Origin of the sequence: Microvirga sesbaniae (assembly GCF_025460805.1) — a bacterium.
Classification (GTDB): Bacteria; Pseudomonadota; Alphaproteobacteria; order Rhizobiales; family Beijerinckiaceae; genus Microvirga; species Microvirga sesbaniae.
In genome coordinates, this window is sequence record NZ_JAMXFJ010000063.1 from 1 (window position 1) to 17,049 (window position 17,049).

Sequence of the window (17,049 nt, forward strand, 5' to 3'; positions counted from 1 at the left end):
CATGATGCGCAAGCAGCAGGCGAAGTACGCCCGGAATCCCGTGCCATCACTTGCCGAGCAATTCGAGATGCTCGCTGCCTGAGCCTATGGCGGGTTCTTGGCCATCCTCTCGTCCCCGCTCCAAATTCGCGACACAACCTTACAAGGAGAGCTGCTATCATTGGACCGCGCAGATTGAGATGTGTGTGTCCACTCGACCGCTTAATCCTGCAGGGTGCGGAGCCGGTTCGAGACATTACTCACCAACCCTGCCAATTGAACGAAACTGGCAGTTCCCTAAGCACGCCCCACTGAGCTGTCCACGGCCGCTACCGGAGAATGGCTCCTGCGTTGAGGTCCCGGGAGCATCATCACAACGGAATAAGTGCTATGCGTTTTTATCATAGCGAAGCCCCAGTAGCGTTGCTAGCGTAGATGCTCGATCGTGTAAGAAAATTACAATATGAACTAGTGGCTACTGCGAGCGTGTGAGACTTTGTAAGCGCAGATGCGCCTAATAACAAGCAGAAGAGGAAACGCTATGCTGGTTTCAACTCGCTCGTTGCTGGTCTTAACGGCAACGGGGATCGGACTTTTCTTCGGTTCTGCGTCGGCCCAGACAGCTGATGAACATGCGAGCGAAGTCAAAAGGATCATGGATCATGCTTCCTACAAAGAAGCCGTAAAGTTCATCGATAGCGACTATGACCGAGTGATCGCTGAGGGCATCAAGCTCACTGAAATTCCTGCGCCCCCCTTCAAGGAAGAGAAGCGTGCGGCCGCCTATGCGCAGATGTTCAAGGATGTCGGCCTAACCGATGTGGAGATCGACCCAGAAGGCAACGTGCTGGGCATCCGCAAGGGAACGGCCGGCGACGGCAAGTTCGTCGCCATCACGGCCCATCTCGACACGGTGTTTCCCGAGGGAACTGACGTCACCGTTAAGCGCGAGGGCACGAAGTTGTATGCACCGGGCATTGGTGACGATACACTGAGCCTTGCGATCAATCTCGGCTACATCCGCGCTCTGAACGCCGCCAAAATCCAGACGAAGGAAGATATTCTCTTCGTTGGCACCGTGGGCGAGGAAGGCCTCGGAGACCTGCGCGGTGTGCGCTACCTGTTCACCAAAGGTAAGTATAAGGACAAGATCAAGGCCTTCTTCACAGTCGAGGGCGGCGGCATCACCAGCGTCACCAATGGTGGCATCGGCTCTAAGCGGTACCGGGTCACCTATAAGGGTCCTGGCGGCCATAGCTACAGTGCTTTCGGCCTCGTCAACCCAGCGTTCGCGCTCGGCGAAGCCATCTCCCTGTTCTCGCGCAGCTTTGTGCCTGCAAAGCCGAAGACGACCTTCAATGTCGGCGTGATCACGGGCGGCACCTCCGTCAATTCAATCCCGTTCGAGGTATCGATGGAAGTTGACATGCGTTCGGAATCGGACGCGGAACTGAAGCGCATCGAGGAACGCCTCCTCACCATCGTTCAACAGGCAGTGGATACGGAGAACTTTGCTCGATCGACGAAAGAGGGCAAGATTACCGTCAAGGCCGAACTGATCGGCGACCGTCCATCCGGGAGCACGGCGGAGACGCAGCCGATGTATCAGTTCACCAAGGCAGCGCTCGAGGCGAATGGTTACAAGCCGAATTACAGCTGGGGCTCGACAGATGCTAATATGCCGATGAGCCTCGGCATCCCAGCCCTGTCCATTGGTGCGAAGGGACCTGACAAGAACGGCCGCAGCCATTCGCTCGATGAATGGGCCGACGTCGAAAAAGGCCCCTTTGTGAAGGGCATGAACACCGCGCTCATCCCACTCTTGGCCGTCACCGGCCTCCAGTAGGCGAAGCGGATCCGCCCGGGTGCTCTCGTCCGGGCGGATCTCCGAAGGGCAGCGTGACCCGATATGCCTTTTGCGTTCTGCGCTGCGTACAATAAGCTGAATGGCGAACTGCCGCTCAGGGCCTCGCGCACAAGCGGCGACGACAAACGGAGAAGGACATGCTGACACGTCGTGCTGCGGCCCTCGCCCTTGCGGGATTGCCGCTTTTATCCCGGGCGAGCTTCGCCGCTGAGCGGATCCGGATGTTCGAGCTCTATGAGGACGATCAGAGCTTTTCCAAGCGAGCCTACGAGCTCCAGGGAAAGACGATCGAGATCCAAGGCTTCATGGCGCCCCATTTGAAAGTCGCATCCGATTTCTTCATTCTGTCGAATACACCGGTCGAGACCTGTCCGTTCTGCGCCAGCGAAGGGGATTGGATCGACAGTATTGTGTTCGTGCGCATGAAGAGCCAGGGCGAGACCATTAATCCGGGCCGCGTCATCAACACCGTCGGGCGCCTGGAGATCGGCGCGGAGACCGATGCCGAGACAGGCTTTGTCAGCCGGGTTAGGCTCGTCGACGCTGCCGTCCGGCTCGCATGACCGCGAGGGTCGATTCGCCCGATGTGCTAACGGCCACCGGCATCTCGGCCTCGTTCTCGGATGCTGCCGGCGAGCCCATCAGAGCGCTTACGGCAGTCAGTGCACGTTTTCATGCTGGCTCCATGGTGGCCGTCGTGGGGCCATCCGGATCAGGCAAAACGACCCTCATTCACGCGCTCGCCGGCATCGTTTCGGTGAGCGCCGGTGAAATCCGTTTCGGCGATACAGTGATCTCTCGTCTCAACGAGACGCAACGCGACGCTTGGCGGCATGCAACGTGCGGTATGATCTTCCAGGATTTCCGCCTGATCGAAGAGCTTGACATCTTTTCGAACGTCATACTCCCAGCAACCTTCTCGAAAGCTCGGGTGCCTTCGGATCTTAAACGCCGCGCCCTCGAGCTCTTGGAGAAATTCCAAGTGCCTCATCGGTCGGGCACCGTCTCCGGATTGTCTCGCGGCCAGCGCCAGCGGGTGGCGCTAGCCCGGGCTCTCCTGATGGATCCACCGATCATCCTCGCAGACGAGCCGACCGCAAGCCTCGACCCTGAGAATGGCGACCGCATTGCGCACGAATTCGACCGGCTGGCGCGATCGGGCAAGGTCGTCATCTGCGTCACCCATGATGAGAGGCTGGCGGCTTATGCCTCGTCGGTGCTGACTATGCACGACGGTCGCTTGGTTGATGTCAATCCTCACAGGAAGGTATCCTGACGGATGCCGGGAATAGGATGAATCCGCTTCTCATCATCTGGGCTTCATTGCGGCAGTACCGCTTCAGTGCTCTGGCCTTCGTTCTCCTCATTGCAGCCGGCACGAGCCTGTCGGTAGCGATCATCTCTCAGGAGCGCGCCCTGAGAACCGGAAGCGCCCGCGCAGCTGATCGGTTCGATCTCGTCGTAGCGGCCCCAGGCAGCCGTACCGATGCTTTGCTCACGTCAGTCTTTCTGCAACCTGGATCCGCCCGCCTTCTCTCGCCCGAGATGACGGCACGGTTGCTCAACGACCCCAATGCTGCCTTCGTTTCGCCGCTGGCCTTCGGCGACAGTATACGTGGAACTCCGGTAGTAGGCGTGACAGCATCACTCGTCGATCATCTGTCCGACGGTCTAGCGGAAGGCCGTCTCTTTCTGAGCCGGCAGGAGGCGGTGATCGGCTCGGCCTCGCCTCTCAGCGTCGGCCAGAAATTTAGGCCGGCACATGGCGTTCATTCGCAGGACGCCCCTGAGGACGACGATCACGACGCAGGCGGTCATGCTCATGCTGAGACTCACGACATCACCCTGACGGTCGTCGGCCGCATGAAACCAACCGGATCACCCTGGGATCGCGCCGTGACGATTCCTGTTGAAGTGGTGTGGGACGCTCATGGATTGCCATCTGGGCATCCAGAAGGGAGCACTCAGATTGGTGCCCCCTTCGACCCCGCTCGGACACCCGGGATCCCGGCAGCTGTTGTGCATTCGAGAACGGTTGCATCAGCGTATAAGCTGCGTCAGGCCTATACGACCAACGACTCGATGGGGTTCTTCCCGGCAGAGGCGCTCATCCAACTTTATTCTGTAGTTGGAGACGTGCGGCAGTTGATGAGCATCCTCGCCGTGATCACACAGGCTCTCGTTCTCTTGGCGATCGTGTCGAGCGTGCTGATCCTGCTTCGGCTTCTTATGCCGCAGTTCGTCACCCTGAGGGCGCTCGGAGCGCCTCGTCTCTACGTTTTCGCGGCAGCTTGGGGCTTTATGGCCGCCCTCGTACTGGTCGGCGTCGCGATCGGTCTCGTCGGAGGCTATGCCCTCTCATTCGGCATCAGCCTCTGGCTGTCCAACAGGACGGGCATTGCCCTGACGCCATCTCTAGGAGAGGCAGAGATCCTGATAGGACTTTCTATCCTGGCAATCGGTCTTGTCCTTGCGCTTGTTCCAGCATCCCGACTGCAGCGGCGCCCGCTCGCGGAGGCGATCGCCAAGTACTAGCCTGAGTCATCGGGCGATCAGGTCAGCTTCTGGTCCGATCTGGAAGCGGGTCGACACCTCGCAACAGGCGGTGAGCCGACCTCGGGTTATCTTCCATACCACTGGCTTGACATAAACGATTCCCGTACGAACGGATGTTCAACTTTTCTCGGGAACCTCGTTGTGGAAGCGCGTGCTCTCCGAAGAGCACCCCAGGTGACGGAATACGCATCAACTGGCTGAGTATTGATCTCGAAAGACGAGTGGCTCGCAGGTTCGCCGGAATATGCAGGCGGCAAAACTAGCGTAGACGCCTTGGACGACAAGATACACCACCTCTATACCTACCTTGCTCGAAAAGCAGTTGTCGGCCACCTCGCTTCACATGGAGCATCGGGTTAGCTCGATTCTCGACGCCACCCTGGTCCCGTCGAAAGAAGGGATCCAGCGATGATCGAGGGCCTTGCGAGGAGGACGTTTCGACCTTGCAGCAGATCATGAGTGAGCATCTCTCCCAGGATGCGCTGGTAACGCCGAATGAAATGGACGTACCAGAGCGCCGGACCCGCGCCTCGACAGGCCCTACCTATAATTATGTAACGGAGGAACTCCCATGAGTGCGCCACGAGGAAGGGGGACAGTCTCAAGCGTGTCCCGGAAGGCATTGACGCTCGCTCTGGCCACTGCCGGAATGGTAGGTGTTTGGGTCGAGAGCGCTACTGCGAAGGTGTCTCGCATTGTCGTCGACAAGGTCGAACCCTTCAACGATGCGGACCTGTCCGTCCCCTACGAGAAGCTCAAGGGCCGGGCCTTTGGTGAGCTGGACCCGTATGATCCCGCCAACGAGATCATCACGGATCTCAAGTTGGCGCCCCGCAATGCTAACGGAAAAGTCGAATACGTCTCCGTCTTCGAGCTGACGAAGCCTATCGACATGACGAAGGCCAGCGGACTGCTCTGGTACGACCTCGTCAATCGCGGGACGCCCGTGACCCTCGGTGAGGGAGCAATCCGTCCGCCTGCGTACGGGCATGTCCATCTGATCAGCGGCTGGCAGGGCGATCTTGTCCAAACCGACAAGAACGTGACGGTCCAGGTGCCCGTTGCACGAAACCCCGACGGATCACCCATCACCGGGGTCGTCCTGTCCCGGTTGGCGGACTCAAAGCCGGACACGAGTACCCGTCCTCTGTCGGTGCTTGCCAATGCCATTCCCTATGATGCGGGCTCGCTCGACACCGCCAAGGCTCACCTGATTGCGAAGACCTCGGAAAAGCGATCGGGTGAGATCGGGCCCACCAGGGAGATTCCCTCAACCGAGTGGGCTTTCGCCGATTGCTCCAAGACGCCGTTCCCGGGAACGCCCAACCCGCGGCTGCTGTGCCTGAAGGATGGATTTGATCCCAAGCTCCTCTACGAGCTGTCCTATGACGTCAAGGATCCCAAGGTGCTCGGGGTCGGCCTTGCGGCCATGCGGGACGTAGCCTCCTTCTTCCGCTACGAAGACAAGGATACCGAGGGCAACGCCAACCCGGTTGCCGGCCGGATCAAGAAGGCAATCACTCAAGGCATCTCCCAAAGCGGCAATGCCCTGAAGACCTTTATCCTGCTCGGATTCAACAGGGACAAGGCCGGAAGGATTGTGTTCGACGGCGCCAACCCGCACATTGCCGGACGCCTGACCGCCGTCAACGTCAGGTTCGGGATTCCAAGCGGCTCCGGTACGCTGTATGAGCCGGGCGGCGAGGGGGTTCTCTGGTGGACCCGTTACCAGGACAAGGTCCGCAGCCGAATTGAGGCAAGCCTGCTCGACCGCTGCACAGCCACGAATACCTGTCCGAAAATCTTCGAGACCTTTGGTGCGGCCGAGTTCAATGCTCGCCTGATGACCGTCGCGCTCACAGGCACTGACACCAAGGCGGACTTGCCGCTGCCGGCCAACGTCCGGCGCTACTACTTCCCGGGAACAACCCATGGCGGTGACGTTGAGGCCGGGTTCGATCCGAGGCCGCAGCCTGCCTCCGGCTGTGTCCTGGCGAAGAACCCGAACCCGGAAACAGAGACCATGAACGCCCTGCAACTGGCACTGGCAGAGTGGGTCATGAACGGGACCGAGCCGCCTGCGAGCATCTATCCGAAGCTGAGCGACAGCAATCTCGTGGCCAATACCAGGGAAGCCATGGGCTTTCCGACGATTCCGGGGGGGCTTGCGCCGGACGGGATGGCAATCGGCCTCATGGATTACGATTTCGGTCCCGACCTGGACTACAACGACTTCTCCGGCGTGATCTCGCGCCAACCACCCGGGATCACGCAGACGATCCGGGCTCTGATGCCAAAGGTCAATGACGACGGGAATGAGGTGGTCGGCATCGGCTCTCTTCTGCACCAAGCGCCGCTTGGGACATACACGGGCTGGAACGCCACGGCGGCAGGGTTCTTCAAAGGGCAGCCCTGCGGTGGTGGACTCACAGGCGGCTACATCCCGTTTGCTCAAACCAAGGCCGAGCGCCTCGCCTCAGGCGACCCGAGACCTTCTCTCGAGGAACGCTACGGCACTCGGGAAGGATATATGTGTGTCGTGCAGGCGGCAGCAAAACGCGATGTGGAGAAGCGCTATCTGCTCCAGCGGGATGCCGATCGCCTGATCGCCCAGGCGGCTGCCGCTAGAATCCTGCCCGAAGGCGCTAACCCAGAGGCGAACGATATGGCCCGGGGCCTCTGCCAACGCCAATAACACCACCGCGTTAGGAAGCCTCCAGGGCAGCGGCTTAATCGCCCCCGGAGGCTTCTCCAGCAGGCGGAACCGGTTCCGATCAGGGGCGCAGCCGTCCGTTGGATCAGGCCTGCTCACGAAAACCAATGCTACCATGGAGGAAACAATGACGAGATACCTGCTCGCCTCATCGGCAATGCTTTCACTGCTGCTCGGCAGTCCTGTCCTGGCTCAGCAGACGAAGCAGATCGTGAACGCCGGCACGCCGGAGCCGGAGTGCACGTTCCACGTCAACTATGACCGCAACGCCGACATGCCTGGCTATGTCCTGGATAGGAATGGGCGTCAGCAGTGCTTGCCGTTCATGCCCACCAACCAGCTCATCCCGTCGGATTACAAGGGCAAGGACTACTACACCGATGATTTCACCGACGCGAAGATCAGAGCGCGATGGGCCGAGTGCAAGAAAACGCCTGCTTGCGCGGATCCCGTCATCGCCGGGGCGAAAGGGTTCGTTGCTTATGAGAAGCGCGATACGGGCACCGTTGATCCCGTCGGCAAGATTGATCCAGAAGGTGACGTCAACCTGAAGGACATCCGTCGGCCCGCCTACTTCGGCAAGCCCCAATATCAGGAGCCGATTGCCGAGGCGGAAGCCCGGACCTACACGGTCGAGTTCACCGTGCCGCGGGACAGCTACGAGCGCCTGCACTTGAAGAAAGACGATCCGATCAAGCTGCGGGGCTGGTACCTGGAAGGGCAGGGAATCGACAACGGTGCGGGGCAGAAGGTTCGCGCGCTCGTAGTCATGAACAACGGCGGCGGTGGAGAAATCACCTCGATCGACAATCCGAGGTCGCAAGGAGCCGTCTTCGATCCCGCCACGAAGAACTGGCTTGCCGGCAAATTCCCGGATGCCCAGACGGAGGAGCCTGGCCATCGCCATTGGCGAGGGTTCATTTATGCCCTCAATCAGGCTGGCTTCGACGTGCTGGTCACGGATCGGCGGGGCAATGGTGTCTCAGGCGGCGTAAGCGGCTACAACACCGGTGAGCAGGCGAACGACATCTTCCGGGAACTCATCGCACTCGAGACTGGCGACGGTTTGCGACTTCTCACGCCCACAGGCGAGGTGCTGTCCGGAGCACAGGCCGGGGGCCGTCTCCTGGCAGGGCAAAAGGCCACAGAAATCCCGATTGTTGTTGGGGGGTATTCCCGCGGCTCGTACACCACGGCTTGGACCATGCACAAGAACTTCGTCGAGGACTGCAACTACGATCTGCCGGACGGCAGCTGCAAGCCGGCGCGGGGCTGGAGCAACATCAAGGGGGCCATCCTCTACGGGCCGAACTCGGCCGGATTGGGCTATCGCATGGCCGGGCACGACCTGATCGAGGCGGCCCTGCGGAGCGACTATAACACCACCTACTATCCGGACGGAAACGTTCTGGCGAACATCGGCAAATGGCCGGGTGTCCTGATTGTCAAAGGGATCTGGGACTACGTCGAGGGTCTTGAGGGATCCCTGGATGCGTTCAACCGGGCCAGCGAGCCGAAGGACTTCTTCGTGTTCCGGGGGCCGCATCAGTTGAACACCCAAGCGCCCGAGAACATGAAGCGGGCAGGTGAACGCATGGCGGCCTTTGCCACAGCCGCCGTTCTGGTTCAGAAGCAGGTCGCGGGCGGGCTGCATCCAGCCAACCTGAAAGAGTTGGTCACCTCAAGCCCTGATTATTGGGAGACCACGACAGCACCGAAGGAATGAGCGACGACGCCCCCGCTGTTCAACCACTGCGAAGTGCAGCCTCCGGTAGCGCTTCGCTCAATCCGGAAGCCAAGAGCTTCAGTGACCGAAAAGGAATCCAAGATGCAGAGATCACGATATGTGAGACTTGCGGCAATCGGCTTGACCAGCCTGTTGCTGGCCTCGCCAACCCTTGGTGCCGAGATCAAGAAAGAGGAGGGAACCCTTCCATCTCGCTTCCCCTACATGATCAACGTTCCTGAGAACTGGAACGGCATCGTGATCAATGATCTCGATGCGGTGGCCAACAAGGATGGAAAGCTCGCCGCGTATCTGTTGGATCATGGCTACGCCTACACCGGGACAGGACGTCATCCGGAACGCATGACGCGCCACGATCCTCTGACCGAGCTCGATGCGCAGGTCGCCGTGATCAAGATGGTCAAGGAGAAGTTCGGGCAACCCAAATACACGATCCAGTATGGCTGCTCGGGCGGTGGCTTCGTGACCCTTGCCATGGCCGAAAAGCATGCCGACGTGATCGACGGCGCCGTCGCATTTAATGCGCGTGGAACCGGCGGAATGGCGGTCGCAAACACCTGGCTCGATCTGCCCTATACCCTGAAGGCGCTGCTGGCTCCCGGCTCCAACCTCCTGGTGGCTCCGGTTCCTCAAGATGCGTTGCCGGCCGCATTCGATGCCTGGAAGCCGGTGATGGAGAAGGCTCAACAGACGCCTGAAGGGCGCGCTCGCATTGCCCTGGCGGTTGCGGTATCGCAGTGGCCGACCTGGGGAGCAATCAGCAATCCGCCCAAGGAGAAGCCCAAAGGCGACCTGGCCTCCTTGCAGGCAGCGATGTTCAAGTCGGCCAGTGATGGCTTGGCGAACGCTGTCAACCGCCGGCAACTCTACGACAATCCGGCGGGCCTTGCCTCCTGGAACGCCGGCGTCGACTACGCCAAGTTTTACGAGGTTGGTGCTGATCCCGAGCAGAAGGCGATCGTGTCCAAGCTCTATCAGGACGCGGGTTTAGGTGAAGAGGGGATTGCCGCTGACCTTGCCACGATAAATGCCCAGCCGCGCATCGAGGGCGCGCCGGAAGGCATCAATTACTGGCTCGAGCCTGGTCGGCTCCTCGAAGGCAGAATCGGTGTGCCGCTGCTTCACGCTCATGGGCTCGGAGACGCCCTACTGCCGCCTCATCTGCTGGCTGGCTACGCCGTGGCTATCGAGAAGCAGGGTAAGGGTGATCTCTACCGGACAGCCTTCGTCGATGCCGCGGGCCACTGCGAAACTTCGGTCTCAGAGGCCACAGCAGCGATCGAGGCGATGGTCAGCCGTCTCAGCACAGGGAAGTGGGCTGATACGAGCCCGGCCGCCCTCAATGCCGCGGCGAGCGCATTGAACCTCGAAGCTCCTCGCTTCGTGAGCTACACCTTCAAGACACCCTTCAACCGCGCATTCTATTCGGATAGCAGGCATCCCTTCTAGCACCCGGACGGCTTTCGCCGGCGGCGCGCAGCCGTCGGCATATTCGTTCTGACACATGTCGTGAGGTGGAAGAATGCTCTCGTCTCCTATGGTTGGGCACAGCTGAAACTGGCAGCCTCGTCCAGATTCCCAGCACCGGAGTACTTCGCTACCTGCGGATACGGGCACAGCGGGCGCGCTCGCACGACGTGAGAGCCTGCCATCTGGCGGGCCTGAATGCTCTCGGGTGCCTTGCCGGTCTCGACCCAATCGATGAGTGGCGTCATGGCATCAAACCGATCCGGGCCAAATCCGCTGCGGCAATGGAACATGCCAGGCACCATGAACATCCGATAGAAGTTACTTGTCCGCTCCTCGCCCATGGTTCGGCGGACCCGCTCATAGTAGTTCACGCCCATCATCGGGTTCAGGGCAGGATCAGCCCAACCGAAGTACGTGATGAGGCGCCCACCGCGCTTCTCGAACTCGGACAGATCCGGGTTTGTGGCATCGAGGATCTCCCCGATCCGGGAGATCGGCTCGACATCCTTGTCGAAGTTGAATTGCTTCCAATCCAGGTTGGGCTGCGAGGTGGGAGCGCTGGCAAAGTACTTCAGGAAGCTTTCGCCATAGGCCAGCTGTCGACTTTTGGGCCCTTCGGTGACGATCCACTCCTTCCACCCGCTCGCGCCGCTGGCATCCGCCGGCTCCGCACCCGGAAGCTGGCCAGGGAAGATGACCTCGCCCTTGCTCTTCACGCCACCATAGATGGTCTGAAGCGTCTCGACCTGGGCTTGGGTGAAGCACTGATCTCCAGTCTGGCCCTCGGTGCATTTCGGCAGGTCCTGAGCTGGGTTGAAGGAGCATTGGCGTGGGTCGGCCAACAGACCGTCCTTGGCACCGTCCACGGCATCACACTTGTCCAGCACGGCCTTGGCGATCACAGGAAGCTGTCGGAGGGAGATCGGCGCCTTGGCCAATGCCTGGGCGTTCCACACGCCCCAGAGCTGGGTTCCGGTGAAATCGAGCACGGGCGCACCGGCCAGAATGCCATCGAAATCGCTAGGATGGCGTTGGGCCGACATCAGACCCTGACGCCCACCCGTGGAGCAGCCGTCCCAGTAGGAGTAGGCCGGACCGCGATCATAGTAGGCCCGGACCAGGTCCTTCGCCTTGGTGACGGTCACATGGACCCCGCGTGAAGCATAGTCCACGAGCTTGCCGAGGTTATTCTCGGCAAAGCTGCCAAGCGGTTGGGCTCGCGCATCGTGTCCGCTGTTCTGCTGGACCACGGCAAAGCCCTGCCTGAGGGCTGCGTTGCGGGTGTCCTGCCGGCTGGCTTCCGCCAGGTTCTCACCGGCATAGCCTCCATTGCCGAACATGTAGAGCCGCCGGTTCCAGGCATCCGGGAGGGTGATCTCGAACTGGATCTCCGGTTGGATCACGCCCGTGATCTGGCAATGGGCAGGATGCTGGTCAGTCGCTTCGGCATGTCTCGCTTTGAGGTAGGTCACCTCCGGGAGCACCAGTCGCTCGACAGCCGTGCAGGCCATCTGCGGGGACACCGGCGTCGAGCGAAAGGAGGCATCGGGCGGTGTCGCGGTGAAGCTGGAGGCGTTCTGTACCTGAGTCGGGATGATGCCGATCCAAAGCACCGCGGTGGCCAGAAGCGGGCGTTCAAAGGCGTTCATGCTCATTCCTCTCCCTTGGCTGCGGCCATCGCTGCCGCTTGCGCGGATCTGGGAGGAAAGAGGTTAGAGGACCGGGTGTTCTTCTCAATGGATCAAATACGCATTGCGTTGGACGAACCGCACATTTGGTTGGGGCTCATAGCGGTATCGATCGAAACAGAGAGCTCTGGCTGTTCGAAAGTTCGCCCGCGACCTTTATGGATGATCCAAATGGCCGCCTAAGGGTCATTGCTTAGCAAGAGATTGCCCTTATCCAGCGTCCCGGATCGGGGATGAGCGGACATTCCTGAAGCTAACTCTATGCTGTCCTTTGAGCCAGAAGCCCCCGGACACCATATCGACCAGGTCGTTCTCGACCACGATCTCCACTGTGATCTCTGGATAGCGTTCCAGAAACGTCGTTACGATCGGCAGGAGAGCGGTCTTGGCCGATACCCGTGCCGCGTTGAACCGCAGCCGGCCGGCAGGGGTCCCTCTGAGGCTGTTGAGATCATCCAGAGCCGCGTCGATGTCCTGGAAGGCCGGAGCGACCCGCGCGAGCAAGCGCTCCCCGGCCTCCGTGAGGGCCACGCTGCGGGTGGTGCGGTTGAAAAGCCGAAAAGCCAATCGCTCTTCGAGCGACTTTAGGGAATGGCTCAAGGCCGAGGGGGTGCAGCCCATCTCATCGGCTGCGCGGCGGAAGCTCCGGTGCCGCGCGAGCGCCAGAAATGGCACGTCAATTGTTTAGTCCCCTTTCGGGGGATAGCAACGGATTTTTGGGGCGCGGGAGGAGCTTCGGCTCGATGAGCGCGCCTACGGCTACAACTCGGACTGAATGGCTTTGAGGAGCCGGAAGCGCATGGCGCCGTCATTGCTCGTGAGCGCAATTACGAAGCGCACACGCCCATGCTTCGAAGTGTCGGCATAGCCTGCCAAGGTGCTGACGCCTGAAAAAGTGCCGGTCTTGAACTGGGCGCCGTCACCGCTGCGGAGCAGAGTGGCATAGGGCTCGAAGAGGTGCAGCAATTGGACAAGACCGCGGGCCGTGAAGCGGTTGCCGCGGCTGATGCCCGAGCCTTCCTCCAGTCGGATCGACTCAGTGAGGCCGTGCCTGCCAAGCATCTCGTTCGCGACTTGGAGCGACTTCTTGAGGCTGACGGGCCCACCTAGGCGATGCGCACCGATCTCCAGAAAGACCTGGTTAGCGATGTAGTTGTTCGAGCCTAGGAGCAACCCGGCAAGGATCTCCGAAAGGGGCCGTGACTGGCGGTGAACGTAGACAGGCTCCAGGCCCTCAGGCACGGCTCCAGTCGAGATCTTGCCTTTGACGCTGCCGCCAGCCCGCTCGATGAATGCGGCGATCAGCTCGCCGGCATATTGCAGGCCCACCGTTGGGCTCTGGGTCAGGCTGATGCGGCCGCGGCCTTGGCCGCCTCTCTCCAGGAACTGGCTGATAGCGAGCGGCGTGATCGGGGTCTGCTCCTCGGCGGAGCCGACCGTCTTGCCCTTCCTCACGGCGTGGATGGTGTTGAAGTTCACCGCGAGCGCGGAGTTCAGTGCGTCGTAGGCCTCGTCGGTGTCCTCGATGCCTGGGATCCGAATGTCGGAGGGGTAGTAGCTCGCGTCCAGCACGATGCCGCTGAGCGGCTGCTTACCAACAGCAGCGACCAGCGCCGACGCGAGCCGGGCCAGCTCTTCGGAGACTAGAAAGGGATCACCGCCACCGCGAATGTAGAGCACCCGGTCGCGGTCCAGGTAGAAGCGGGTCTTGAAGCGGTAGTCGGAACCCAGGATTTCCATTGCCAGCCAAGCGGTCACGACCTTAGCGACGGAGGCAGGCACGAACGCCTTGTCAGCGTTCTGAGCCACCAGTTCGTTGCCTTTTTCGTCCATCACGAGTACTAGCCCCGCGGGAGCGAGCGCCGCGAGCTTCTCCCTGGCACCGGCCAAGGCTTGGGTGGGCGCCAGGAGCAGGGCGCAGGCGAGTAGGTGACGCCACAAAACGACGCCACCTTGTGCCTTCCACTTCGTTATTTTTGATAAATGGCTCAACATAGCACTATGGTTTCATTGGCTTACATGAGAGGTCTGGGATTGTCCGCTTTCGCGCCCTCGATGGGCGCTTAGCGTACGTGGCTTGCGAAGGCGGTCCGCCAAGAATGAAGCTGGCGTCTATCTCGTCGGTAGGCAAGTCCTTGGGAAAGCACAGTCCTCCCTTGGACCATCATCGAGCGGCCCGCCGATGGCGTGGCCTTTGCCGAACGGCTTTCGCGGAGTCCGGTCCACCGCATGGGTTACACGTCGATTTCGGGCGCCATCGACTTCGGTGGGATGTGTCGCAAACGTTTTGTTTCAGAGTTTCTGCTATAGCCTCCTCGGCTTCAGGGAAGAGGGTGGCATGTTCAAGGGCAGGCATTTTGATCGATCCGTGATCCTGCTCTGCATCCGGTGGTATTTGGCTTATAACCTCAGCCTCCGGAACTTAGAGGAGATGATGGCAGAGCGCGGCATCTCCGTCGACCACGCGACCATCCACAGATGGGTCATTCGCTACTCACCCGAACTGCTGAAGCGCTTCAATTCATGCAAGCGATCTGTCACTGGCAAGTGGCACATCGATGAGACTTACATCAAGGTTCGCGGGCAGTGGCGGTATCTCTACCGCGCAATCGACAGCAACGGTGGCACGGTCGAGTTCTGGTTCAGCGAACGGCGCAACTTGGCGGCCGCCAAGCGGTTCCTGCGCAAGGCTCTCAATCGGCATGGCCGGCCTGAGCGGATCGTCATCGACGGCAGCCAAACCAATCGGGAAGCCATCATGTCGCGTGATGCCGAGAGCCGGTTGCAGGATCGGTCAAGGCGCAAGCTGAAGCCGATCCGGATCCGGCGAAGTGCCTACTTGAACAATCGCATCGAACAGGATCATCGAGCCATCAAGAGGCGAGTGCGTCCAATGCTCGGGTTCAAGGCTATGAATAGCGCTCGTGTGATCCTGGGCGGCATTGAGATGATCCACATGATGCGCAAGCAGCAGGCGATCTACGCCCGGAATCCGCAGCCCTCACTCGCCGAGCAGTTTGAGGGGCTTGCTGCCTGAAGCCAAGGCGATGCCCCAACGATTCTCTCGCATCCGTTCCAAATTTGCGACACAGCCTTCCATAATGTTTGTTCAACGAATCTTGTATGTAGGCGCAGAGTTAAAATGTCCCACCGGAGCAAACTAGGAATGTCACACTCCCCCTAGACCGAGGGGCATGGGAGTGTGTGGCACGGGCTGGGTGGAGATGAGCGAGCGGGGGCTTCGCCGCGCTGAGGTGCTGGCATCGTCGTTAATACGCCGCCTGACGATGACCGCGACGATTGATCACATGGGCATTGACTAGCTCGTCAGTTCGCCGGGCATGGTGCGGCAGGCCTCGCCACGACGTCCGTAGATAGTCCTCCAATTGTCGGTAGAGGCCGGACGTCGTTCGTCGACTGCTATGTCGGGGCAGATTAGTTTATTCTACAGCCTCTGCATGACCGCCTCGCTCAGACGATTTGCAGAACCTTCACCACACTACTTAAAGTCCACTCATCCCGAGCCTTCGCTGAAAGCCCCGATAAGAACACGTCACTATCTGCCCTAAACTCGCGCAGCAGAGCTTGAGCCTCGGAGTCAGAGTGCGCGCAAAAATTAGTTGCGCCATGCGCGGAGCGATGAGGCCAATGGAGTTCCAGCTACCAGAAGATCAACTGCATAAACGCTGGTGGTTGCAGCGATGAACAATGTCCTCCCAGTATCTCCTCCGAAAGTTAGGTTTGCGACGGTTTCAGGCACGAGAACCTTTCCTAGCCTCACGCCTGCAGACGTATAGCAGTGCACCCCATCTGCAGCACTGATCCAGTAGTTGTCCCGTTCATCGACACGGAGCCCGTCCGGCACGCCGGGCTCGACGATAATAACGGGACCTATTTCGTTCAGTTCTCCGTGCTCGTCGCACCGGAACTGTCGGATATGCCGAGGGCCATCAATAGGAAAAGCATTCACGCCACTATCAGCGACGGTGAGGATGCTCTCGTTGCAGGAGAACGCAAGACCGTTAGGCATGAAGAAGCCGTCTCCAACGACAGCAATCTCGCCTGTTGCCGGGTTGAGTCGATACAGGTTCTGGACATCCATCTCCCGTTCGCCATCGATCTTATAGGTCTTACTGCGAAAGCCGTAGTGAGGATCGCTGAAAAAGATCATCCCGTCGGAGCGGACGACCACATCGTTGGGGGAATTGAAACGCTTCCCTTCGAAATGGGTGGCAAGAACGGTAAGTGTCCCGTCGTGTTCGGTTCGTGTGAGACGGCGCGTTTGGTGCTCGCAAGTCACTAGACGCCCTTTTTCATCGAGGGTGTTGCCGTTGGCCCTGTTGGAGGGATCGCGCCACACCATCATGCCTTCATGCTCACGCCAGATGACGATCCGATTTCCGGGGATGTCGCTGCACACAAGCGCGCGGTGACTGGGTAGCCACATCGGCCCCTCTGCCCATCCGAGACCTGAGAACAGCCTGCGCAAGCGAGTACCTGGAGACGCGAGCTGGGCAAACCGCTGGTCTTCGACAACAATAGGATCAAATTGGAGCGTATCCATTGTCAGGACAGCCGGCGTCCGGATTGCCCGTCGAAGATATGGATCAGGTCTGGACGAACCTGAAGCGGAATTCTTTCCCCAGGTTTAGCACTAATGCGATCACGGAACATCGCGGCGACGTTCTGGCCTCCAATCCTTGCGGTGAGCTGCGTTTCCGACCCCATAGGCTCGATCACTATCACTTCCGTCGGCACCCCCGAAGGGTTGATTTCGAAATGCTCCGGTCGGATGCCGAGGACGACCGGCTGACCATCGGCCACCTTCGCGCTCAACGGGATTGCCAGCATCTCTCCGTGCTCCGTCATGAAGCCGCCTTTGCTTGGCGTCCCTCGAATGAGGTTCATCGCCGGCGAGCCGATGAAGCCGGCCACGAACAGGTTGGCCGGGCGGTCATAGAGCTCGAGCGGGGCGCCGACCTGCTCGACCACGCCGTCGTGCATCACGACGATCTTGTCCGCCATGGTC

General features: G+C 60.1%; 12 protein-coding genes and 2 pseudogenes. 9 read left to right on the plus strand and 5 right to left on the minus strand.

The genetic code is table 11. The features are described from left to right. The first annotated feature begins 520 nt into the window (after positions 1–520). The 7 genes from OCW50_RS31265 to OCW50_RS31295 all read left to right on the plus strand — a co-directional run bounded on the left by OCW50_RS31265 (position 521) and on the right by OCW50_RS31295 (position 10,311). Positions 521–1,825 (plus strand): M20/M25/M40 family metallo-hydrolase, encoded by a 1,305-nt coding sequence (locus OCW50_RS31265; protein WP_262300229.1) that lies wholly within the window; start codon positions 521–523, stop codon positions 1,823–1,825. Positions 1,826–1,983: 158 nt separating this feature from the next. After that, a complete protein-coding gene (locus OCW50_RS31270; protein ID WP_262300230.1) occupies positions 1,984–2,409 on the plus strand; it encodes a hypothetical protein in 426 nt (141 codons plus the stop codon). Further along, on the plus strand, positions 2,406–3,122 hold the full coding sequence (locus OCW50_RS31275) for an ABC transporter ATP-binding protein (RefSeq protein WP_262300231.1): 717 nt from the start codon (positions 2,406–2,408) through the stop codon (positions 3,120–3,122). The genes OCW50_RS31270 and OCW50_RS31275 overlap by 4 nt, the downstream gene beginning before the upstream one ends. Positions 3,123–3,403: 281 nt before the next feature. Further along, positions 3,404–4,381, plus strand: a complete 978-nt coding sequence (locus tag OCW50_RS31280) for an FtsX-like permease family protein (protein WP_262300232.1) — start codon at positions 3,404–3,406, stop codon at positions 4,379–4,381. Between the two features lie 706 nt (positions 4,382–5,087). Continuing rightward, positions 5,088–7,097, plus strand: a complete 2,010-nt coding sequence (locus OCW50_RS31285) for an alpha/beta hydrolase domain-containing protein (protein ID WP_262300233.1) — start codon at positions 5,088–5,090, stop codon at positions 7,095–7,097. 229 nt (positions 7,098–7,326) lie between these two features. Next, the gene (locus OCW50_RS31290) at positions 7,327–8,841 is read left to right on the plus strand and encodes a hypothetical protein (RefSeq protein WP_262300234.1); all 1,515 of its coding nucleotides are present in this window, start codon (positions 7,327–7,329) and stop codon (positions 8,839–8,841) included. A gap of 81 nt (positions 8,842–8,922) precedes the next feature. Continuing rightward, positions 8,923–10,311 carry an alpha/beta hydrolase family protein gene (locus OCW50_RS31295; RefSeq protein ID WP_262300235.1) on the plus strand — a complete coding sequence of 463 codons (1,389 nt, stop codon included), beginning with the start codon at positions 8,923–8,925 and terminating at the stop codon, positions 10,309–10,311. A gap of 86 nt (positions 10,312–10,397) precedes the next feature. Here OCW50_RS31295 and OCW50_RS31300 read toward each other — a convergent pair whose 3' ends face one another. From OCW50_RS31300 to OCW50_RS31310, 3 genes and pseudogenes are all read right to left on the minus strand, one after another. Further along, on the minus strand, positions 10,398–11,987 hold the full coding sequence (locus OCW50_RS31300) for a tannase/feruloyl esterase family alpha/beta hydrolase (protein ID WP_262300236.1): 1,590 nt from the start codon (positions 11,985–11,987) through the stop codon (positions 10,398–10,400). A 312-nt stretch (positions 11,988–12,299) separates the two neighbouring features. Then, a pseudogene (locus tag OCW50_RS31305) lies at positions 12,300–12,701 on the minus strand (LysR family transcriptional regulator); the annotation flags it as partial. Between the two features lie 78 nt (positions 12,702–12,779). Then, a complete protein-coding gene (locus OCW50_RS31310; RefSeq protein ID WP_262300237.1) occupies positions 12,780–13,961 on the minus strand; it encodes a D-alanyl-D-alanine carboxypeptidase/D-alanyl-D-alanine-endopeptidase in 1,182 nt (393 codons plus the stop codon). Between the two features lie 210 nt (positions 13,962–14,171). On the opposite strand from OCW50_RS31310, the pseudogene OCW50_RS33605 reads away from it, so the two are divergent. Together OCW50_RS33605 and OCW50_RS31315 are read left to right on the plus strand one after the other, a co-directional pair. Next, positions 14,172–14,330 (plus strand): annotated as a pseudogene (locus OCW50_RS33605) (hypothetical protein); the annotation flags it as partial. A 28-nt stretch (positions 14,331–14,358) separates the two neighbouring features. Next, positions 14,359–15,057: an IS6 family transposase gene (locus tag OCW50_RS31315; RefSeq protein ID WP_262300238.1), complete on the plus strand. Its 699-nt coding sequence runs from the start codon at positions 14,359–14,361 to the stop codon at positions 15,055–15,057. A 579-nt stretch (positions 15,058–15,636) separates the two neighbouring features. On the opposite strand, the gene OCW50_RS31320 is transcribed toward OCW50_RS31315, so the two are convergent. Both OCW50_RS31320 and OCW50_RS31325 read right to left on the minus strand, forming a co-directional pair. Further along, positions 15,637–16,584: an SMP-30/gluconolactonase/LRE family protein gene (locus OCW50_RS31320; protein ID WP_262300239.1), complete on the minus strand. Its 948-nt coding sequence runs from the start codon at positions 16,582–16,584 to the stop codon at positions 15,637–15,639. Between the two features lie 2 nt (positions 16,585–16,586). Then, positions 16,587–17,049: TOBE domain-containing protein (locus OCW50_RS31325; RefSeq protein WP_315974510.1), on the minus strand; the 463-nt coding region annotated here is incomplete at its 5' end.